The organism is Caulobacter sp. SRI_008, from assembly GCF_057586355.1.
The window spans coordinates 36,372-55,718 of record NZ_JBYCZS010000011.1 but is presented as its reverse complement, the minus strand read 5'-3'; the positions used below and the strand labels follow the sequence as shown (position 1 = coordinate 55,718).

17 protein-coding genes and 1 pseudogene are annotated in these 19,347 nt (G+C 69.9%); 8 read left to right on the top strand and 10 right to left on the bottom strand.

The window, feature by feature from the left end:
- Positions 1 to 11: 11 nt before the first annotated feature.
- Positions 12 to 656: an Isoquinoline 1-oxidoreductase subunit gene (locus AC2YHT_RS11570; RefSeq protein WP_487289864.1), complete on the top strand. Its 645-nt coding sequence runs from the start codon at positions 12 to 14 to the stop codon at positions 654 to 656.
- A gap of 190 nt (positions 657 to 846) precedes the next feature.
- Here the strand turns inward: AC2YHT_RS11570 and AC2YHT_RS11565 are convergent, their stop codons facing one another.
- The 6 genes from AC2YHT_RS11565 to AC2YHT_RS11540 all read right to left on the bottom strand — a co-directional run bounded on the left by AC2YHT_RS11565 (position 847) and on the right by AC2YHT_RS11540 (position 7,095).
- Complete coding sequence (locus AC2YHT_RS11565) at positions 847 to 1,635, bottom strand: polysaccharide deacetylase family protein (RefSeq protein ID WP_487289862.1); 789 nt, start codon at positions 1,633 to 1,635, stop codon at positions 847 to 849.
- 13 nt (positions 1,636 to 1,648) lie between these two features.
- Positions 1,649 to 2,899 (bottom strand): GAF domain-containing sensor histidine kinase, encoded by a 1,251-nt coding sequence (locus AC2YHT_RS11560; RefSeq protein WP_487289860.1) that lies wholly within the window; start codon positions 2,897 to 2,899, stop codon positions 1,649 to 1,651.
- A 129-nt stretch (positions 2,900 to 3,028) separates the two neighbouring features.
- Entirely contained in the window at positions 3,029 to 3,994 is a 966-nt protein-coding gene (locus AC2YHT_RS11555; RefSeq protein ID WP_487289858.1) for a helix-turn-helix domain-containing protein, read from the bottom strand.
- A 4-nt stretch (positions 3,995 to 3,998) separates the two neighbouring features.
- A complete protein-coding gene (locus tag AC2YHT_RS11550; RefSeq protein ID WP_487289856.1) occupies positions 3,999 to 5,072 on the bottom strand; it encodes an acetamidase/formamidase family protein in 1,074 nt (357 codons plus the stop codon).
- A 12-nt stretch (positions 5,073 to 5,084) separates the two neighbouring features.
- On the bottom strand, positions 5,085 to 5,891 hold the full coding sequence (ygiD, locus tag AC2YHT_RS11545) for a 4,5-DOPA-extradiol-dioxygenase (protein ID WP_487289854.1): 807 nt from the start codon (positions 5,889 to 5,891) through the stop codon (positions 5,085 to 5,087).
- 1 nt (position 5,892) lies between these two features.
- Positions 5,893 to 7,095: an aromatic ring-hydroxylating oxygenase subunit alpha gene (locus AC2YHT_RS11540; protein ID WP_487289852.1), complete on the bottom strand. Its 1,203-nt coding sequence runs from the start codon at positions 7,093 to 7,095 to the stop codon at positions 5,893 to 5,895.
- Positions 7,096 to 7,369: 274 nt separating this feature from the next.
- Here AC2YHT_RS11540 and AC2YHT_RS11535 point away from each other — a divergent pair, with 274 nt between their 5' ends.
- Positions 7,370 to 8,245, top strand: a complete 876-nt coding sequence (locus AC2YHT_RS11535) for a TauD/TfdA dioxygenase family protein (protein WP_487289850.1) — start codon at positions 7,370 to 7,372, stop codon at positions 8,243 to 8,245.
- A 41-nt stretch (positions 8,246 to 8,286) separates the two neighbouring features.
- Here the strand turns inward: AC2YHT_RS11535 and AC2YHT_RS11530 are convergent.
- Positions 8,287 to 8,382: pseudogene (locus AC2YHT_RS11530) on the bottom strand (hypothetical protein); the annotation flags it as partial.
- Between AC2YHT_RS11530 and AC2YHT_RS11525 the strand changes: the two are divergent.
- From AC2YHT_RS11525 to AC2YHT_RS11510, 4 genes are all read left to right on the top strand, one after another.
- On the top strand, positions 8,381 to 9,211 hold the full coding sequence (locus AC2YHT_RS11525) for an oxidoreductase (RefSeq protein WP_487289848.1): 831 nt from the start codon (positions 8,381 to 8,383) through the stop codon (positions 9,209 to 9,211). The pseudogene AC2YHT_RS11530 and the gene AC2YHT_RS11525 overlap by 2 nt on opposite strands.
- Before the next feature lie 126 nt (positions 9,212 to 9,337).
- Positions 9,338 to 9,823: a VOC family protein gene (locus AC2YHT_RS11520; protein WP_487289846.1), complete on the top strand. Its 486-nt coding sequence runs from the start codon at positions 9,338 to 9,340 to the stop codon at positions 9,821 to 9,823.
- Positions 9,824 to 10,079: 256 nt separating this feature from the next.
- Positions 10,080 to 12,068, top strand: coding sequence for a methylmalonyl-CoA mutase family protein (locus AC2YHT_RS11515; protein ID WP_487289844.1), 1,989 nt, complete (start codon positions 10,080 to 10,082; stop codon positions 12,066 to 12,068).
- Between the two features lie 97 nt (positions 12,069 to 12,165).
- Positions 12,166 to 13,017: a hypothetical protein gene (locus tag AC2YHT_RS11510; protein ID WP_487289842.1), complete on the top strand. Its 852-nt coding sequence runs from the start codon at positions 12,166 to 12,168 to the stop codon at positions 13,015 to 13,017.
- Positions 13,018 to 13,024: 7 nt separating this feature from the next.
- On the opposite strand, the gene AC2YHT_RS11505 is transcribed toward AC2YHT_RS11510, so the two are convergent.
- The gene (locus AC2YHT_RS11505) at positions 13,025 to 14,401 is read right to left on the bottom strand and encodes an MFS transporter (RefSeq protein ID WP_487289840.1); all 1,377 of its coding nucleotides are present in this window, start codon (positions 14,399 to 14,401) and stop codon (positions 13,025 to 13,027) included.
- A 220-nt stretch (positions 14,402 to 14,621) separates the two neighbouring features.
- On the opposite strand from AC2YHT_RS11505, the gene AC2YHT_RS11500 reads away from it, so the two are divergent.
- A complete protein-coding gene (locus tag AC2YHT_RS11500; protein WP_487289838.1) occupies positions 14,622 to 15,071 on the top strand; it encodes a response regulator transcription factor in 450 nt (149 codons plus the stop codon).
- A gap of 172 nt (positions 15,072 to 15,243) precedes the next feature.
- On the opposite strand, the gene AC2YHT_RS11495 is transcribed toward AC2YHT_RS11500, so the two are convergent.
- Together AC2YHT_RS11495 and AC2YHT_RS11490 are read right to left on the bottom strand one after the other, a co-directional pair.
- Positions 15,244 to 17,817, bottom strand: coding sequence for a hybrid sensor histidine kinase/response regulator (locus tag AC2YHT_RS11495; RefSeq protein WP_487289837.1), 2,574 nt, complete (start codon positions 17,815 to 17,817; stop codon positions 15,244 to 15,246).
- A gap of 128 nt (positions 17,818 to 17,945) precedes the next feature.
- On the bottom strand, positions 17,946 to 18,710 hold the full coding sequence (locus AC2YHT_RS11490) for an SDR family oxidoreductase (RefSeq protein ID WP_487289835.1): 765 nt from the start codon (positions 18,708 to 18,710) through the stop codon (positions 17,946 to 17,948).
- A 158-nt stretch (positions 18,711 to 18,868) separates the two neighbouring features.
- Between AC2YHT_RS11490 and AC2YHT_RS11485 the strand changes: the two genes are divergently transcribed.
- Positions 18,869 to 19,345, top strand: coding sequence for an SRPBCC family protein (locus AC2YHT_RS11485; RefSeq protein ID WP_487289834.1), 477 nt, complete (start codon positions 18,869 to 18,871; stop codon positions 19,343 to 19,345).
- The last annotated feature ends 2 nt before the right edge of the window (positions 19,346 to 19,347 follow it).

The window sequence follows — 19,347 nt, the reverse complement described above, 5'->3', positions numbered from 1 at the left end:
CGGAGATGCCGATGCCCCGCCCCGCCGCCCTGCTGCTGATCGCCGGCCTTGCCCTCGCGGGCGGGGCCTTGGCGGTCGGGGCCCTGGCGCAGGGCGAGCCGCCGCCCCCGTCCCCCGTCGTTCTGAAGACCGCCGCCGACTTCCAGTCGATCAAGGACCCGGCCGCCCGCTCGCTGGCCCTCTTCGCCGAGGCCGGCAAGGTGATCCAGAGCCCGCGCTGCCTGAACTGCCATCCGGCCACCCGCGTCCCGACCCAGGGCGATGATTTGCATCCGCACGACCCGCCGATGGTGGCCGGCGAGGCCGGTCATGGGCCGGACGGCCTGCCGTGCCGGTCGTGTCATGGCCCGGCCAACGTCGCGACCTTCGGCGAGCACATCAAGAGCATGCCGGGCGATCCGAAATGGGCCGTGGCGCCGGCGAAGATGGCCTGGCAGGGCAAGTCGCTAGGGGCGATCTGCGCCCAGCTGAAGGATCCCGCCCGCAACGGCGGCAAGACCCTGGCCCAGCTGCAGCAGCACGTGGCCCACGACCACCTGGTCGGCTGGAGCTGGACCCCAGGCGAGGGCCGCAAGCCCGCGCCGGGAACGCAGGCCCAGCTGGGCGAGCTGGTGCAGGCCTGGATCGATACGGGCGCCAAGTGCCCGCAGGCTTAGAGGCGGATCGACATTCGGCTGTTCGCGACCTTCAAATCCGCGCATCCCCGCGAAGGCGGGGACCCAAGCTGGATTTCAGGATGAGGCGTGACCGTGGATCGACCGCAACCTCGGCTTGGATCCCCGCCTTCGCGGGGAGGCTCGGTGAAAAATGAGCCCAAACCGGTGAATGTCGATCGGCCCTAGAGGCTCACGGGTGGGCCGCGGCCCAGTCCATGACTTCCTGCAACGGCGCCACCCACACCTGGTCGGGATGGGCCTTCAGCCAGGCCAGCAGTTCCTGGTGCGCCGGGTTGGAGACCTGCAGGTAGTCGCCGCCCACGCCGTGGAACAGGAACACCGCCACCCCGCCGCCGGCCGCGGCGCTCTTGGCGAAGTCGATCAGCTGGGCGCCGGTCACGCTCTCCGGAAAGCCGCGCGAGGGGACGTGCATCGGGTCGATCCTGGCGCCGGCCAGGTCTTCCGGCGTCGTCACCACGCCCCGGGCGTAGGTCACCAGGCCCGAGGCCCGCAGCGCCTCCAGATAGTCGACGCCGCCGGCCTTGCTGGCCCCGCAGGGCGTGGCGAAGCCGTGGCGGGTCTTGCCGTCGATGGCGGTCAGCAGGACGTTCTGCTGCTCGATCTCCTTGAGCAGGCTGGCGGGCGTATAGGCCTCGGCGACATAGCGCGGATCGGCCGGGAAGTTGGCCGCCGGGCAGGCGTGGAAGATCGTGTGGTTGGCCAGTTCGTGGCCTTCGGCGGCGGCGGCTCGCCAGCGCGGAAGGTCGGCCGCCTTGACGCCGGACAGGAAGAAGCTGCCCTTGAAGCCGGCCGCGTCCAGGGCCGGCACGGCGTTGTCGAGCTGCGAGACCAGGGCGTCGTCATAGGTTAGGGCCACGGCCGCCTTGGCGCCGTTCGGCCACTGCGCGGCGCAGGCGGCGGAGACACCGCCGACAAGACCCAAGCCCAGGCTCATGACGATCGCCAGCAAGGTCTTCATAGGCGCGCGCTCCCTAAAGCCGCTTAGAGAACGAGAAGCGGGTTTCCTGGTCGTCGGACTCCAGCGCCAGGGCGCCGCCGTGGGAGCGGGCGATCTCCGAGGCGATGTAGAGGCCAAGGCCCAGTCCCTGCTGCATCTCGGCCGACCCGCGCGTGAACGGCTGGAACAGCTTGGCCATCGTCTCCGGCGGGATGGCCGGGCCGCCATTGACCACCGCCAGCACGAACAGGCCGTCGCGGGTGACGGCCTCGACCCTCACCGGCTTGGCCGGGTCGCCGTGGGTCAGGGCGTTGCCCAAAAGGTTGGACAGCATCTGCGCGATCCGGGCCTGGTCGCAGACGACCGTCTGGCTCACGGAGATCTCGGACTCGATCCGCCGATGCGGCTGGGCGCTGCGCAGTTCGGCGACCAGCTGTTCCAGCGACTGGTTCAGCGCCTCTGGCGGGACGGCGCGGGCCTCGAGCCCGAAGCCGCCGCCCAGACGCACGCGGGCGAAATCCATGACGTCGTCGATCAGCCCCGCCATCCGCGCGACGCTCTGATCCATCTGGCGGAGGATGAACTCGGCCTTCTCGCGCGTTGGCTCCTTGCGCAGCAGCCGGGTTCCGCCGTTGATCGCCGCCAGGGGATTGCGCAGGTCGTGGCCGAGCACGGCGATGAACTGGTCGCGCAGCTCCGAGGCCCGCTGCGAGGTGGCCAGGGCGACCTGGCTTTCGGCAAGGCGGTCCTGGGCGTCCAGGTGGCTGCCGATCAGCTTGGCGAACAGCTCGAAGGTCGCCAGGGCCTGGGTGCCCCGCAGATTGGCCGGGCGGGGATCGATGGCGCACAAGGTGCCGAAGAACTGGCCGTTGTGGTGGATCGGCGTCGAGATGTAGCTCTGCAGGCCGTATTTCAGCGGCGTGTGGTGGTCGCGCCAGACCGGATCCTCGGCCACGTGGTCGATGACCACGGCCATCTGGTTGTCGCGGATCTCGTCGCAGATGGTGGTGGCGACCTCGAGTTCGCCGCCGGGCAGCAGGCCAAAGCCGATCTCGTCGCGCACGGCGCAGGCCATCCAGCGGTCCTTGGTGACCCGGGCCACCGCGGCGAAGCCCATGCCCGTGGTCCGGCAGACCACTTCCAGGATCTGGGGCACCACCTCGATCTTGGCGACCTTGGCGACATCGGCCAGCAGCTCGGGCAGGGCGGCGTCCCGAGGTGTCGACGCCTTGGCGGTCAGGTCGTCGGGAAGGTCGTCGATGGTCGTGCCGTTCTCGGAATCCATGCGCCCCTCCCAGAACACCCTGACAACCCACTGGGATGGGTTTCGCGAAGAGGCTTCCGACCTCTCATCGACAGAGCATAGCAAGGCCGGCCGCCAGGGCGCCATAGGCCGTGCGAGCGTCGCCGGACCTCAGGCCGCGACCCGCTCCTCGTCGCGCACGCTGCGGCGGAAATCCCGGGGCGAGCAGCCGTACTGGTCGCGGAAGGCGCGGCTGAAGTGGGCGCTGCCGTTGAAGCCCCAGCGGAAGCAGATCTCCGAGATCGACAGCCGGGCGAACTGCGGGCTGGCCAGGTCGTTGCGGCAGCGCTCCAGCCGGCGGGTGCGCAGATAGTGGCTGAAGGTCTCCTCCACGCCCTCGAACAGCTTCTGCACGTAGCGCGGCGAGACGCCCTCCTCGTCGGCCACCCGGCGGATGGTCAGGTTCGGGTCGGGCAGCAGGGTCTCGATGGTCTGGCGCAGGCGCTGCAGGTGGGCGCTGCGGGCGTCGGTCGGCCAGGCCGCGCCGCGCTCTTCGCCGGCCTCCAGCAAGCACAGGCCCAGGAACTCGGCCAGGGCCAGTTCGACGGGCCGCAACTGGTCGACGGTCAGGTCCTCCAGCGCATCGGCGGTCGAGCGCAGCAGGCCCGACAGGATGTGCTTGACGCCGCCTTCCCCCCGAAGGCGACCCACGCGAAGCGCGCGCGGCGCGACCAGGCGGTGGTTCAGGGCCACGCGCGGGGCGCGGACGAACATCAGCCGGCAGCGCGTGGCCAGCCGCAGGGCGGCCGCCTGGCCAGTGGGACCGAAGGCGATGTCGCCGACCGCCAGGTCTTCGCCCAGGTCGTCGCTGACCACCGCCGCCTGGCCGTCGAGCAGCACCGCCATCCACACCGCCGCCGGCTGGTTGGTGAGCCGGCCGGAGATTGTCTGGGCCCCGGCGTTGACCAAAGCAAACTCGATGCCCAGCGGGCTGGTCAGGCAGACCACCGAGGTCGAGGCCGGCTCCAGCTCCGACAGGCTCTCGACTGGCAGGCCCAGGCGCGACATGGCCTCGCGCCAGGCGTCGGCCCGCTCGGCGCGGGGGTAGCTGTCGGTGCTGAACGACCAGGCGCGCAAGGCCTCAGGTTCTCTTCGGGAAGATGTCGCGCGGAATGCGCACGTGGCAGCCCTGCTTGCCGTCGACCACCTGGGTGACGCCGAAATCGGAGGCCACGCTCATCAGCGAATAGGCGTCGTTCTTGGTCAGGCCGACGTGATCGGACAGCAGGCTCAGCATGTTGAGGGAGGCTTGGCGCATGGCCACGTTGAGATCCTCGTCGAACCCGTGGACGATCCACCACTTGGGGGTCTCCAGCAAAGGCCCCGGGGTCTCGAAATCCTTGCGAAGGACGATCTGCATCAGGACGTTGAGCGAACTTTCGATCGCGGTGCCTGAAAGTTCGCCATCGCCCTGGCTGACATGGGGATCTCCGATGGAGAACAGCCCGCCCTCCACCTGGACGGGATAATACATCGTCGCCCCGGCCCCGATCCGCCAGTTGTCGATGTTGCCGCCGTGCAGGCCGGGTGGGATGGTGCTGACGCGGCCGTCGACGGCCGGCGCGACGCCGGCGGTGCCCAGGTGCGGACGGGCCGGGATGCGCACGCCCGGCAGGGCGCTCTGGCGGTCGCATTCGGGGCAGTTGGTAATCGTGCCGGGGGTCAGGTACTTGCCCGGGAAGTCGTAGGCGTAGAGGGCGCTGGCGGTGTTGTAGTCGGCGTCGAGCTCGTAGATCGTCACCCGCTCCTTCTCGCCGAACTCCTTGTAGAGATAGCCCCAGTTGGCCGCGAGGTTGGAGCCGTAATTGTTGCGCGGGACCATGCGCAGGTAGCGCACCTCCAGCACGTCGCCGGGCTTGGCGTCCTCAATGTAGATCGGGCCGGTCATGATATGGACGCCGGGGTTGCGGTCGTCCTCGGGCACCTCGGTGAAGATGCGGGTGATCGCCTCGTCCATCATCAGGTCGGGAGCGTCGCCGGCGTGATGGGTGACAGCCTCGGCCTGGATCAGGTCGCCGCTCTTGATGCGCAGGGCCGGCTTGATCGACGGATCGAAATAGCCCCAGTGGATGGTCTCGGGCGTGGCCTTGAGGTGGTGCAGGGCGCCGGGCGCGACGTCGGGACGGACCTGGCCGGGTTCGCAGATGAAGGGCATCGGGATCTCCGTTTAGGCCGCGGCCAGCGTGACGCTGGTCATGCTCAGCGAGCCGTGCTCGATGTGGTCGGGGGAAAAGCGGGCGACATCGCCGGGCAGGCGCGCGCCCAGCACGTAGAGCAGCGGCCAGTAGTGGTCGGGCGTCGGCACCGAACGGCGGGCGTCCTCGCCGAGCTTTTCGAACTCGACGGCGGTCAGCGGCTGGTCGTCGGCGATGGCCGTCTTGATCGCCTCGTTGAAGCGCTGCGACCAGTCATAGGGCGGGCAGTGCCGGTCGCCCCAGTCCATGGCCGGCAGGTTGTGGACGATGTTGCCGGTGCCGACGATCAGCACGCCTTCATCCCGCAGCGAGGCCAGGCGCTTGCCCATCTCGTAGTGCCAGGCTGGCGGCTTGGTCCCGTCCATCGACAGCTGGATCACCGGCACGTCGGCTTCGGGATAGGCCTTGCACAGTACCGACCAGGTCCCGTGGTCGAAGCCCCACTGGCGCTCGTCCAGCACGACCGGGATCTCAGGGGCCAGCAGGTCGCGCACACGGGCCGCAAGGTCAGGCGAACCCGGCGCCGGGTACTGCACCTCGAACAGGGCACGCGGGAACGAGGCGCCGAAGTCGTGGATGGTGCGCGGGTTGCTCATGGCCGTGACGCCGACGCCCTTGGTGATCCAGTGGGCCGAGACGCAGAGGATGGCCTTGGGCTTGCCGTGGCGGGCTTCGATCTCGGCGGCCATGGCGCGCCAGGTCTTGGTCGTGTCGTTGGTCTCAAGCGCGATCATCGGGCTGCCGTGACCGAAGAAGACGACGGGAAGGCGCGAGGTCATCTCAGGCGGCCTCCACCGGAGCGGCGGGCGCCTCGCCGCCTTTCAGCCGCGCCCATTGCGCCTGGTAGCGTGGGGCGAGCCAGCGGTTGAACTGCACCTGCGCGCCCTCCTGCCAGGAATAGCGGCCACGGATGGCGAAGCGCGAGCGCAGGCCCTTCTGGACCAGTTCGTCGACATGCATGTCCTGGGCGATGATCTGGCCCGCCGAGGTCATGATCATCTCCAGCCGCTCCTTGAAGCCGTAGCTGTCGCGCGCGCCGGGGGCGACCAGGATGCCGGTGTCCTGGGCCATGGTCTCCGGACCCGTCGGCCGCAGGATCAGGTAGATGACCATGTCGCTGGTCATCACGAGCGACAGGGTCGGCGGGATGTTGGCGAAGGTCGCCCGGCCCCGGTCCTCGTCCGACAGCTTGGGGAAGATCGGCAGCACCGCCTTCTGGGTCGGGTTGAAGCTGGCGTCGGGGTGCAGGGTGCCGTTGTAGCGCAGGAAGCCGGCGTCTTCGGGTTTCGCTTCGGGGAAGCTGGCCAGCTCGCTGGGGATGAAGTCGTGCAGCACGCCGCGATGCAGCTTGCTGGCGTGGTAGCCGTCGTTGTTGTTCTCGAACATCACCTTCCAGTTCCAGGCGAACTGGCCGGTCATGGGTTCGAGCGCTTCGGCGGTCTCGAGGTCGAAATTGGCGATGGCGGCTTCGACGGCTTGAAGGCGCGGAGCCAGGGGCGCGGCCTCGGCGTCGAAATTGACGAAGATGAAGCCCAGCCAGATCTCGACCTTGAAGGTCGGCAGGCTGACCTTCTTCTTGTCGAAGCCGCAGGTGCGGTCCATGGCCGGGGCGTTCACCAGGTCGCCGTTCAGCGAATAGACCCAGTGGTGATAGGGGCAGACGAAGCCGCGGGCGTTGCCCTTGCCCTCGGCCACCAGCATGGCGCGGTGCTGGCACACCGACGACATCGCCTTGATCTCGCCGGCCCGGTTGCGGGTGACCAGGATCGGCTCTCCGACGATCTCGGTGGTGAAGAAGTCGCCGGGCTCCTGCACCTGGTCCACCCGGCCCACGCACAGCCACTCGCGGTCGAACAGGGCGGCCTTCTCGAAGTCGTAGAACGCGGTGTCGGTGTAGCAGGCCGGCGGCAGGGTCTCGGCCGCGCCCACCTCTTGGGTGGAGCTGGACAGCCCGTCGAAGAAGGCGTCGCTGAACAGGGTCACGGCCGGGCGCTCGCTGAAAGGAAGAAGACGACCCAAGGCTGGCGCCGCTACCCGCCCCGGTCTTGCTCCAGCGCGCACGAAAACTTGGTCAGCCGCATGGGCGCGCCGCGCCGTCGCCCGCCGAACGGGCGCTGCTGTCGCCGGGGCGTACAGGAGGCGGGCTTTTGACCATACGCGCACGAGACGGGGGAAAGAGAGAGGGCGCTCTGAGGCAAGACCGTGGTTTTTCAGCCGCCTAGGCTTGCCGCCATACAGTCACCCGAAGGTCGATCCCATGCTCGCCGAAGCACCGCCCGCCCTGGCCACCAAGCCCCTCAAGAAGGGCGCGCAAGACGACTTCGGCGCGGAGATCCTGAACATCGACCTGCCGACCGCCTCGGACGCCGAGCTGGACGGCGTGGTCGCCGCCTTCCACGCCCACGGGGCGGTGCTGGTGCGCGACCAGACCATGACGCCGGACGACCTGATGGCCTTCATCGGCCGGTTCGGCGATCCGGAAGACCACACCCAGACCCGCTTCACCCTGCCGGGCTATCCGAAGATCTTCATCCTCTCCAACCGCGTCGTCGACGGCCAGCCGATCGGGGCCCACAACGATGGCGTCGGCTGGCACACCGACTACAGCTACAAGCCCGAGCCGGTGATGCTGACCATGCTCTATTGCGTGGAAGCGCCGGAGGAGGGCAGCGACACCCTGCTAGCCGACGGCTGCGCCGCCTGGAACGCACTGAGCCCCGAAAAGCAGGCCGAGCTGCTGCCGCTCCAGCTGCACCACAGCTACAAGCACTTCATGGCCACCCGCACCTTCGGCGAGCAGATGATCCTGTCGCCCGAGATGGAGGCGGCCAATCCCGACGTCGAGCACCCGCTGATCCGCACCCACCCCTCGGACGGTCGCAAGGCCCTGTGGCCCTCGACCGGCACGGTGACCGAAGTGATCGGCAAGCCTGGCCCCGAGGGTCTGGCGCTGCTGGACGAGCTGGTGGAGTTCATGACCCAGGACCGCTTCGTCCACGCCCACAAGTGGCGGCCCGGCGACATCCTGATGTGGGACAACCGCTGCACCCTGCACACCGGCACCCTGTACGACGACCAGAAGTACTTCCGGACCATGCACCGCCTGTGGGTGAAGGGCGATAAGCCCTTCTAAGTTCAATTAAGGCCGTCATCCCGGAAAGCCCGAAGGGCTTATCCGGGACCCAGGGGCCCGCGCACTGCGGTCGCCCCTGGGTCCCGGCTCTCCGCTGCGCTACGGCCGGGATGACGAGCGATAGGAAATGCGAACATGACCCAGACCTGGCTGATCACCGGCGTATCCGGCGGGCTCGGGCGCGAGATCGCCGCGGCGGCGCTGGCGCGCGGCGACGTCGTGGCCGGCACGGTGCGCAGGAAAGCCGACGTCGCCGCCTTCGAGGCCCTGGCGCCCGACCGCGCCCACGGCCTGGTCATGGATGTCACTGACCCGGTCGCCGTCGGGAACGCCGTGAAGGCCGCCGAGACTCTGACCGGCCAGATCGACGTGCTGGTCAACAACGCCGGCTACGGCCTGGTCGGCGCGGTCGAGGAGGCCTCGCTGGAAGAGGTCCGCGCCCAGTTCGAAACCAACGTCTTCGGGCCGCTGTCCGTGCTCAAGGCCGTGCTGCCGGCCATGCGGGCGCGGCGGGCGGGGCGGATCGTCAACATCACTTCCGTCTCGGGCCTGGCGGTCTGGGCCGGCACCGGCGTCTACTGCGCCAGCAAGTGGGCCCTGGAAGGCCTGACCCAGACCCTGGCGGCGGAGGTCGCCGAGCTGGGGATCAAGGTCACGAACGTCGCCCCCGGCGGCCTGCGCACCAGCTTCGCCAAGGGCTCCAAGACGATCGTGGCCGGCAAGCTCGCCGACTATGACGGCCTGGCGCGCGACGCCGAGCGGATCATGGCCGACCACGCCGGCTCCGAGCCCGGCGACCCGAAGAAGGCCGCCCTGGCGGTGCTGGCGATCGTCGATGCGCCCGAGCCGCCCCTGCACCTGCTGCTGGGCGAAGACGCCCTGCACTACGCCGGCTACGCGATCGACGGCCTGAAGGCCGACATCGACGCCTGGCGCGAGGTGTCGCTCTCGATCGGCTTCGATTGAGCAACCGGACCCCGCCCTTCGACAAGCTCAGGGTGAGGTCCGGAATGCCGCTTCAACAGTAGCCCTCATGCTGAGCCTGTCGAAGCACGAGGGCGGCCCCATCACCGCAACCAAGGACTTCCGCCCGTGACCAACACCCTGATCTTCGTCGACCTGGCCAGCGACGATCCCGCCAAGGCCGGCGAATTCTACGCTGAGGTGTTCGGCTGGCAGAACGACGCCCGGCCGCAGGGGATCTATCACCGCATGGTCCCGGGCGGTCAGTTCAAGAACCCCGACGGCAGCGACAGCCAGATCGGCAACCTGCATTTGGGTATCTTCGACGCCGCCAACGCCCGCCCGCATCCGGAAGCCACCGGAGTCGAGCCCCGCGCCCTGTCCACCGACGGCCGCAAGCCCCGCATCTGGATCCTGATCGGCGACGACGACAGCGCCGACCGCATCCTGGGGACCGCCGAGAAGCTCGGTGCGACCCTGCTCTGGCGCGACCACTACTGGGCCGAGTTCAACGGCTACAACCACGCCTTCCGGGATCCGTGGGGCAATGAGATCGTGCTGTGGGGCAAGGCGGGGCAGAACCCGGAAGTTCCCGAGAGCTTCACCAAGGAATGATCCCTCTCCCCTTGCGGGAGAGGGTGGCCCGCGAAGCGGGTCGGGTGAGGGGTCGATAGGCCTGGCCGCTGCGACAGCGGACAGGCTGGGTGCGGCGTCAAAAGTCTGAGAGACCCCTCATCCGTCATCCTTCGGATGACACCTTCTCCCGCAAGGGGAGAAGGAGCATTGCGCACCTGCGAAGCCTCATATTGCACCGCACCCAACACCGGCGCATCATCCGGCGATAATCATAAAAGATCGCCGGGAGCGCAGGATGTCGGACAAGGCCTATCAGCACGCGCCCGATCCGCCGTGGATCTTCCGCACCTATGCCGGCCACTCGACGGCCGAGAAATCCAACGCGCTCTATCGCTCGAACCTAGCGCGCGGCCAGACCGGCCTGTCGGTGGCCTTCGACCTGCCCACCCAGACCGGCTACGACCCCGACCACATCCTCTCGCGCGGCGAAGTCGGCAAGGTCGGGGTGCCCATCAGCCATCTGGGCGACATGCGCGCCCTCTTCAGCGAGATCCCGCTGGAGAAGATGAACACCTCCATGACCATCAATGCTCCGGCCGCCTGGCTGCTGGCGATGTATGTCGCCCTGGCCGACGAGCAGGGGGCGGATCGGGGCCTGCTGCAAGGCACCACCCAGAACGACCTGATCAAGGAATACCTGTCGCGCGGGACCTACATCTTCCCGCCGGGGCCGAGCCTGCGGCTGATCGGCGACATGATCGCCTGGTGCTATCGCGAGGTTCCGAAATGGAACCCGATGAACGTCTGCAGCTACCACCTGCAGGAGGCCGGGGCGACGCCGGAGCAGGAGCTGGCCTTCGCCCTGGCCACGGCGATCAGCGTGCTCGACACCGTCCGGGCCGGCGGCCAGGTGCCCGAGGAAGACTTCGAGATCGTCGCCTCGCGGATCAGCTTCTTCGTCAACGCCGGGGTGCGGTTCGTCACCGAGCTGTGCAAGATGCGCAGCTTCACCAAGCTGTGGGATGAGATCCTGCTGGAGCGCTACGGCGTGCAGGACAAGAAGGCCCGGCGCTTCCGGTACGGGGTGCAGGTCAACAGCCTGGGCCTGACCGAGCCGCAGCCCGAGAACAACGTCTACCGCATTCTCATCGAGGCCCTGGCCGTCACCCTCAGCAAGGACGCCCGCTGCCGGGCCCTGCAGCTGCCGGCCTGGAACGAGGCCCTGGGCCTGCCGCGCCCATGGGACCAGCAGTGGTCGCTGCGGCTGCAACAGGTCCTGGCCTACGAGACCGACCTCTTGGAATACGAAGACCTGTTCGCCGGCTCCCACGTGGTCGAGGCCAAGGTCGCCGAGCTGTCGAAGGGGGCGCTGGAGCAGTTGGCCCTGATCGACGAGATGGGCGGCGCCGCTAGCGCCATCGACTACATGAAGGCCGAGCTGGTTTCCTCCAACGCCAAGCGGGTGCGGGCGGTCGAGACCGGCGACCTCACCGTGGTCGGCGTCAACCGCTGGACCGACAGCGAGCCCTCGCCCCTGTCGGCCGGCGAGGGAAATATCGAGACCATCGATCCCAAGCTCGAAGCCGAGGTCGTCGCCCGCATCCAGGCCTGGCGCGCGGATCGCGACGCGACCGCCGCCCTGGCCGCCCTGGCCGATCTGAAGGCCGCCGCGCTTGATGGCCGAAACATCATGGAGCCCTCGATCACCGCCGCCAAGGCCGGGGTCACCACCGGTGAATGGGCCGGCGCGCTGCGCGAAGTGTTTGGCGAATATCGCGGCCCGACGGGTGTGGCGATCGTCGTCTCCACCGGCGAGGCCGAGGATGTCGAGGCGGTGAAGAAGGAAGTCGAGCGGGTGTCGCAGGTGCTGGGCCGCACGCTCACCTACCTCGTCGGCAAGCCGGGCCTGGACGGTCACTCCAACGGCGCCGAGCAGATCGCCACCCGGGCCCGGGCCTGCGGCATGGAGGTGGTCTACGACGGCATCCGCTCGACGCCCGAGGAGATCGTCCGCCGCGCCAAGGAAAGCCGGGCGCACGTCGTGGGCCTGTCGATCCTGTCGGGCTCGCACCTGGATCTGGTGCAGGAAGTCGTGCGGCTGATGCGGGCGCAGGGTCTCGACCACATCCCCGTCGTCGCCGGCGGCATCATCCCCGAGGCCGACGCCCTGATCCTCAAGCAGATGGGCGTGGCGCGAATCTACACGCCCAAGGATTTCCGGATCACCGAGATCATGGGCGACGTCGTGCGCCTGGTCGAGGCGACGGCGCTGGCGGAGGCTTGAGCGCGATTGATCGCCGCCACGGCCACGCTACCTTAGGGTGATGAAGCAGGCGCCGCCCCATGATCCAGACGTCCCGTCCGATAGAGGTTCGGCGGACATGACGCCGTTGCGCAAGGTCGCGAACGGCGTGCGGACGAGCCTGCCCACCGGCGAGATCGCGCGCGAAATGACGACCACGGCGATCTGGTGCGGCCTGCTGCTGGGCGTCTGGGGCGGCTCGCCCGAGGTCGGACCGCCGCTGTTCGTGGCCGGCGGCCTGGCGGCCGTCGCATTCTGGCTGGCCGGCCGGCGCGAGGACGCCCCCGATCAGCCCGAACTCGGCGTATGGCGCGCCAGCCGCAAGACCCTGTTCCAGGCCCGCTGGAAACGTCGCGCGCCGCTCGGCGGCCTCGCCATCGGCCTGCTGCTGGCTGGACAGTCCTGGTGGTACGGCGACGCCTGGGGCGTGGTCTACGCCCTGGCGCTCTGTGGCGGCTTCGGCTGGCTGGCCTGGAGGCGCAAGCCGCTGGAGGACTGGGTGGAGCTGCGGATCGACGCGGACGGCCTCTATGCGCGTGAGCTCGGCTGCACCGTTCCCTGGTCGGTGCTGCAGGCCGTGCGCCCGCGCGTCCGCCATCGCTCCGGCAAGCTCGGCTTGCGGCTCGGTCCCAACGACCTGCCGAGCCTGGACGCCGCGGACCGCGCGGTGGGAGCCGATGTCGAGATCGATCTGGCGCCCCTGGCGCTGGGCGTCGACGCCGTCCGCGCCGAGATCTTCCGCTACCGTCCCGACTTGGAGATCGGCCCCGCGCCGGGCGCGCCGCCCGAGTCCATCGTCACGCCGATCCCTGGCGCGGCCACCGAGGCCGACGGCCGCGACGACAGCGCCCTGGCCGCCGTGTCGATGCTGGCGGTCGCCCAGAATCCCGCCCTGGCCCTGATCGCCCTCAGCAGCTCCAGCGACCGCTGAAGGCGGGTCAGTCCCGCGCCAGTCGCCAGGCCGCCGCGAAGCCGACCAGCGCCAGCGGCACGAAGGCCCCGAACAGCCACGGACCGTGGGCGAAGGCGGCGGCGGGGTCGATGCCGTGACCGAAGCCCAGCAGGTTGGCCATGGCCCCGGCGGCGGCCGAGCCGGTCGCGCCGCCGATCAGCTGCACCGTGGGCACGGCCGACGAGGCCAGGGCCTGCTCCTGCGTCGGAGCGCCGGCGATGGTGCGCCGGGCCAGGAACGCCCAGCAGAGGCCAAAACCGCAGCCGACGGCCAGTAGCGCCAGGCCCGTGCTCCACAGCCCGCCGCGTGACACCGCCAGGGCCGAGGCCGCGACGCCGGCGAGGATCACCAGCGCGCCGGCGCGGATGGCCAGGGGCTCGTGCTCGGGCTTCAGGCGCGCGACCAGCATGGCGCAGACCGTCCAGCCGGCGGCGATGCCGCCGGTGACGTAGCCGGCCACCAGCGGCGAGGCGCCGTGGCGGGCCTGGATGAAGGCCGGGCCGTAGACCGTGAAACCGATGGCGGCGGCCTCGCAGGCGAACATGACCAGCAGGCCAAGGCCGGTGGCGGTGGAAAGGTCGGCGGCCGAGCGCGGCAGCAGCCGGTCGGGCGAGAGGCGGTTGACGGCCAGCATGGCGGCCATGGCCGCGACGCCCAGCACCGCGCAGATCCCGGCGGTGGCCGGCGAGGCGACGACCCCGGCCGCGCCGATCAGGCTGACCCCGACGACCAGCAGGGCGAGCTGGCGGCTGGGGATGCGCGTGCGGCTCTCGGCCCGCTTCTCGCCCGGCAGCATGACCAGCACGGCGACGACGAAAATCACGCCCTGGATGACGAAGGCCCAGAACGCGCCCCGCCAGAAACCGGCGGCGGCGAAGACCCCGCCCAGCAGCGGTCCCAGGAGGGTCGCCCCGCCCCAGACGCCGGCCACGGCGCCGTAGACGCGCGGCCACAGCTTCTCGGGGAACAGGGCGGTGATGGCGACGTAGCAAAGGGCCACCACGGCCCCCGCGCCCAGTCCCTGGATCAGCCGTCCGACGACGAAGGTGACGAACTCGGGGGCCAGGGCGCTCATGGCGCAGCCGGCGGCGTAGACCACGCCGGCGAAGGCGGTGGCCCGGCGCAGGCCCAGGCCTTGCGAGAACTTGCCGCTGCAGGCGCCGGCGACGATCGAGCCCATCAGATAGGCCGCCACCGACCAGCCGAAATACTGGTGGCCGCCGACCTCGCGGGCGACGCTGGGCATGATGGTGGCGGTGACCAGGGTGTCGGCGGCGTTCAGCCAGATGCCCAGGCACAGCAGGCCAAAACGCGGCAGCAAGGCGCGGTCCAGCAGGACGGTGCGGTCGGCGGCGACGGACATCGACGGTCTCTTCGGCGGCCTTGCGGGCCGGGCAGGCGGTCATGCCCGTTTCCGCGCCCCTCGCCAAGCCGCCGCGCGGAACCGATGGGTTGAACCGCCCGCGTCGCCGAGCGCGACAATAGAGCGCGCCCCGCCGGAAATCGGCGCGCGGGGGTGCGAGGCGCCGGGCGTGCGCGCTATAGTTGGTCGAGTACCCGACGCGTTCCCCGAAAGCCCGCCGATGCCCCACTCCATCCTGGTGATCGACGATGATCCGCTGGTCCGCGAGTTCGTCGACCTGGTGCTGAGCCAGGCCGGTCATCGCGTTTCGGGCGCGCCCAACGGCGCGGTCGGGCTGGAGACCCTGGGCCACGCCAAGTCGGACCTGGTGCTGCTCGACATCCAGATGCCGGGGATGAACGGGCTGGAGGCCCTGCGCGTCATCCGCCGCCTGCGCCGCCTGCGCACCCCGGTGATGATGATGACCGCCCGGGGCGACATCGAAACCGTCAAGCAGGCGCTCAACGACGGGGCCAACGGCTACATCGTCAAGCCGTTCACCGCCGCCGACCTGCTCAAGCGCGTCTCGGCCCTGCTGGCCAGCGACGGCCGCGCGGCCGTGACCCCGCCGCCCCCCAAGCCCCAGCCGGCCCCGCAGCCCTCCGGCCCGGACACCTTCGAGATCGACTAGAAAATCCCTCTCCCCTTGCGGGAGAGGGTGGCCCGCGAAGCGGGTCGGGTGAGGGGTCGATAGATCTCTCCGCCGCGACGGACGGATCGGCTGGGTGCGGGCGTCGATTTTTGAGAGACCCCTCATCCGACGGCCTTCGGCCGCCACCTTCTCCCGCAAGGGGAGAAGGGCGCTAGACCCGCTCGGCCGCCCGCGCCCGCGTCACGCCCGGGGCCTGGGCGGCCACCACGACCTGGGCCAGCACCGACAGCAGGTTGCGCATGTCGATCGGCTTGGCGACGTGGGCGTCCATGCCGGCCTCCAGGCAGGTGCGGATCTGGGTCTGCATCACGTCGGCGGTCAGGGCGACGATCGGCAGGCGCACCCAGCGCGGGTCGGCGCGCAGGCGGCGGGTGGCTTCCAGCCCGTCCATCACCGGCATGTTGACGTCCATCAGCACGATGTCGAACGGATGGGCGGCGACGGCGTCCAGCGCCTCCTGGCCGTTCTCGACCTCGACCAGTTCGCAGCCGAACGGCTCCAGGAACAGGCGGATGACCCGGCGGTTGACCGGATGGTCGTCGACCACCAGCACCCGGCGTCCGCCCAGCGAGGCCAGGGCGTCCAGCTCCAGGGCTGCGGGTTCGGCCGCCGGCGCCTCGGCCGCCTCGCCGACGGCGACGTCGGCCAGGAAGCGCAGGGTGAAGAGCGAGCCCTCGCCCTCGCGGCTGCGCACGGTCACCGAGCCGCCCATCATCTCGGCCAGGCGGCGGGTGATGTTGAGGCCCAGGCCCGAGCCGCCGTAGTTGCGGGTGGTCGAGGCGTCGGCCTGGGTGAAGGCGCCGAACAGCTTGTTCAGCGTCGCGGGCGTCATGCCGATGCCGGTGTCGCTGACCGTCAGCCGCACCGACTGGCGGCCGCTGTTGGGTTCGGGCGCGCAGGACAGGGTCACGGCGACCTTGCCCTCGCTGGTGAACTTCAGGGCGTTCGACACCAGGTTGGCCACGCACTGGCGCACCCGCACGACGTCGAACATCAGGCACGGCGGCGGATCGCCGACCACGTCGAAGGTGAGGCTGAGGCCCTTTTCGCGCGCCGTCGGCTGGAAGCCGTTGACCAGCCGGCCGACCGCCTGGGCCAGGTCGCCGGCCGTGGGGGCGATCTCCAGCTTGCCGGCCTCGATCTTCGACAGGTCGAGAATGTCGTTGAGCAGCACCAGCAGGGTCTCGCCGGAATCGATCAGCAGGTCGACCTGCTCGCGCTGGCCCGCGCCCAGGGTCTCGCCGCGCAAGGCCTGGGCCATGCCCAGCATGCCGTTCAGCGGCGTGCGCAGCTCGTGGCTCATCACCGCCAGGAACGAGGACTTGGCCTCGCTGGCCGCCTCGGCCCGGCCGCGGGCGTCCTTCAGATTGGCCTGGGCCCGGCGCATGTAGAGCGCCCAGGTGACGCCGCCGACCACCAGCGCGGCCATCAGGGCGGCGATCACGCCGGTGGCCTGGGCCAGGCGGCGGGTCAGCTCGACCTCGGCGGTCAGGCGCTCGCTCTCGGTGCGCTTGGACTGCAGCTCGGCCTCGAGCGCCGAGGAGATCTGCGAGGCGGTGGCGGCCTGGGCGGCGTTGGTCTCGCGCGAATGGGCCACGCGCCAGCGGTCGAGCAGGGAGAAGGCGTCCTTGCCGCGCCCCTCGGCGTTGGCGATGAACGCCTCGACCAGCATGCGGCCGACCGGATCGGGGCGGGCGGCGCGGGGGGGAGCGGTGTCCAGCAGCGTCAGGTCGCGGCGGGCGGCTTCGGCCCGTCCCGTCTGGGCCAGGGCCTTGGCCCGCAGGCGCAGCATCGAGACGGCCACCCGGTCCTGCGGCGCGACCAGCACCGCGCCGGCGTCGCGCAGGCAGCGCAGCACGCCTTGGGGGTCGTCGCGGGCGTCGGCGATCACCGCGCAGAGGTTCTGGTCCCAGGTCAGCAGGTCGGGGTCGCCGGCCCCCACGCTCATGCGGTGGTGCACCTCGGCGAAGCGCTCGGCCGCCGGGATCTCGCCCAGCTCGGCGGCGGTGTAGGCGATGTCGTACAGCCGCTCGATCTTGCGCATGTAGAAGGCGTCGCGCTCGTCCAGGCGCGCGGCCTCGGCCATGTGGTCGAGGGCGCCGTCCTTGTCGCCGATTTCCGACAGCGTGTACGAGTGCACCTGGTGGGCCTCGGCCAGCAGCGGCCGGGCGATCGAGCCGCGCTCGCCCAGGTCCTCGAACAGCTGGCCGGCGAAATGGCTGGCCTCGGTCCAGCGACCGCTGCGCGCCAGGGTGCGGATGCGCTCAACGCCGGCCATCAGGCCGATCTCGCGGCCGGAGCCGCCCAGGAAGCGCGCCCAGCGGGCGTCGTCCATGCCCGTCGGTCCGCGCGCGTCGAGGTCGTAGGCGGCCTGCATCAGGTCGGCCAGCGCCGCCAGCTCGGGATCGTCGTCGACCCGGGCGGTGGCGCGCACCGTCGCTTCCCAGTCGTCGAAGGCCTTCTGAACGTGGTTGCTCTTGTAGGCGTAGAGCACGCGCCACAGGGCGTAGAGGCGGGTGTCGCCGCGCTGGCGCAGGGCCCGGCGGCCGGCGCGCTCGACGTCCTCGTTGTCCTGCGGGGCGGGACCAGCCCGCTGCACGCCGATCTCGCGATAGAGCTGCTCGAGCTTGCGCGCCTGCTCCGAGGCCGGGGCCGTCGCGGCGCGCGCGGGCGCGACGCCGGCCAGGGCGACGAGCGCGAGCAGCAGGGGCAGGATGCGCTTCACGGGGCGGCGGTCCTCGAACAACCGCTCTGTCCTAGCGTCAAGTTTCCGTGCCCGAGGTTAATTTCGGGCCGGCGCGTCCCTAGGCCGCACTTAAAGACCGCCGTTATCGCGCGCAGGTGGAGCCAGGCTCAGATGGTCGCCCCGCCGTCCACCACCATGGCTTGACCGGTCATGAAACTTCCCGCCTTCGAGGCCAGGTAGACGGCCGCCCCGGCGATCTCGTCGGGCTCGCCGATCCGCCGCAGCGGCACGCCGGCGGTCGAGCGCTCCAGGGTCTTGGGATCGTCCCACAGGGCCTTGGCGAAATCGGTCTTGATCAGGCCGGGCGCGATGCAGTTGACCCGCACATTGTCGGGGCCGAACTCGTGGGCGAGGTTGCGGGCCAGCTGGAAGTCGGCGGCTTTCGAGATGTTGTAGGCCCCGATGACGGCGTTGCCGCGCAGGCCGCCGATCGAGCTGACGATGATGATCGCCCCGTCCTTCCGCTCGCGCATCTCCGGCGCGACCATCGAGATCAGCCAGTGATTGCTGATGATGTTGTTGTCGAGGATCTTGCGGAACTGGTCGTCGGCGATGCCGGCCAGGGGGCCGTAATAGGGATTGCTGGCGGCGTTGCAGACGCAGATGTCGACGCGGCCGAAGGCGGCGCGGGTCTCATCGACCAGCCTTTGCAGGTCCTCTTTCGAGGCGATGTTGGCCGGAACGGCGATGGCCGTGCCCTCGCCGTGCTGGGCGTTGAGAGCGGCGGCGACCTCCTCGCAGGGGCCGGCCTTGCGCGACGAGATCACCACCTTGGCGCCGTGCTGGGCCATCTGCTCGGCGATGGCCTTGCCGATGCCGCGCGAGGATCCGGTGATGATCGCCACCTTGCCGGAAAGGTCGAAGAGGCTCACGACGCGCTCCCTAAAACGTTTGTTTGAATTGTCTGCACAGTGACCGCCGCGCGCGGCCCGGTCAACCGCGATCGAAAAATGCGGCGTGCGATGTCGGGACGGCTGGACCGGCCGCGTCCTTGGGCCGAACAGTCCTTCCAGCAAGACGGAGACCCGCCATGGCCTTCACGCCGCCCGCCGCCGCTCACGAGTTGACCCTGACCCGGATCATCGACGTCCCGGCCGACAAGCTCTTCAAGTGCTGGACCACGCCCGAACTGCTGCCCAAGTGGTTCTGCCCGCCGCCCTGGCGCGTGTCGCACGCGCAGATGGATGTCCGCAGCGGCGGGAACAGCTACTTCGTCATGAGCGGCCCCAACGGCGAGGAGATGCCCAATCCCGGCGTCTATCTGGAGGTGGTCGAGAACGAGCTGATCGTCTTCACCGACGCCTTCACCAGCGCCTGGGTCCCGTCGGAAAAGCCGTTCATGGTCGGCATCGTGCGGTTCGAGGACCTCGGCGACGGCAAGACCCGTTACACCGCCACGGCCCGCCACTGGAGCGCGGAAGACAAGGCGACCCACGAGCAGATGGGCTTCCACGAAGGCTGGGGGATCGCCGCCGACCAGATGGCGGCCTTGGCGGCGACGCTGTAGGG

Bases quoted from the DNA above. Each gene is read 5' to 3' on its own strand.
- AC2YHT_RS11570 (WP_487289864.1), top strand. From the start codon at position 12: ATGCCCCGCCCCGCCGCCCTGCTGCTGATCGCCGGCCTTGCCCTCGCG.
- AC2YHT_RS11505 (WP_487289840.1), bottom strand. From the start codon at position 14,401: ATGTCCGTCGCCGCCGACCGCACCGTCCTGCTGGACCGCGCCTTGCTG.
- AC2YHT_RS11510 (WP_487289842.1), top strand. From the start codon at position 12,166: ATGACGCCGTTGCGCAAGGTCGCGAACGGCGTGCGGACGAGCCTGCCC.
- AC2YHT_RS11515 (WP_487289844.1), top strand. From the start codon at position 10,080: ATGTCGGACAAGGCCTATCAGCACGCGCCCGATCCGCCGTGGATCTTC.
- AC2YHT_RS11500 (WP_487289838.1), top strand. From the start codon at position 14,622: ATGCCCCACTCCATCCTGGTGATCGACGATGATCCGCTGGTCCGCGAG.
- AC2YHT_RS11535 (WP_487289850.1), top strand. From the start codon at position 7,370: ATGCTCGCCGAAGCACCGCCCGCCCTGGCCACCAAGCCCCTCAAGAAG.
- AC2YHT_RS11525 (WP_487289848.1), top strand. From the start codon at position 8,381: ATGACCCAGACCTGGCTGATCACCGGCGTATCCGGCGGGCTCGGGCGC.
- AC2YHT_RS11560 (WP_487289860.1), bottom strand. From the start codon at position 2,899: ATGGATTCCGAGAACGGCACGACCATCGACGACCTTCCCGACGACCTG.
- ygiD (WP_487289854.1), bottom strand. From the start codon at position 5,891: ATGACCTCGCGCCTTCCCGTCGTCTTCTTCGGTCACGGCAGCCCGATG.
- AC2YHT_RS11565 (WP_487289862.1), bottom strand. From the start codon at position 1,635: ATGAAGACCTTGCTGGCGATCGTCATGAGCCTGGGCTTGGGTCTTGTC.
- AC2YHT_RS11550 (WP_487289856.1), bottom strand. From the start codon at position 5,072: ATGCCCTTCATCTGCGAACCCGGCCAGGTCCGTCCCGACGTCGCGCCC.
- AC2YHT_RS11485 (WP_487289834.1), top strand. From the start codon at position 18,869: ATGGCCTTCACGCCGCCCGCCGCCGCTCACGAGTTGACCCTGACCCGG.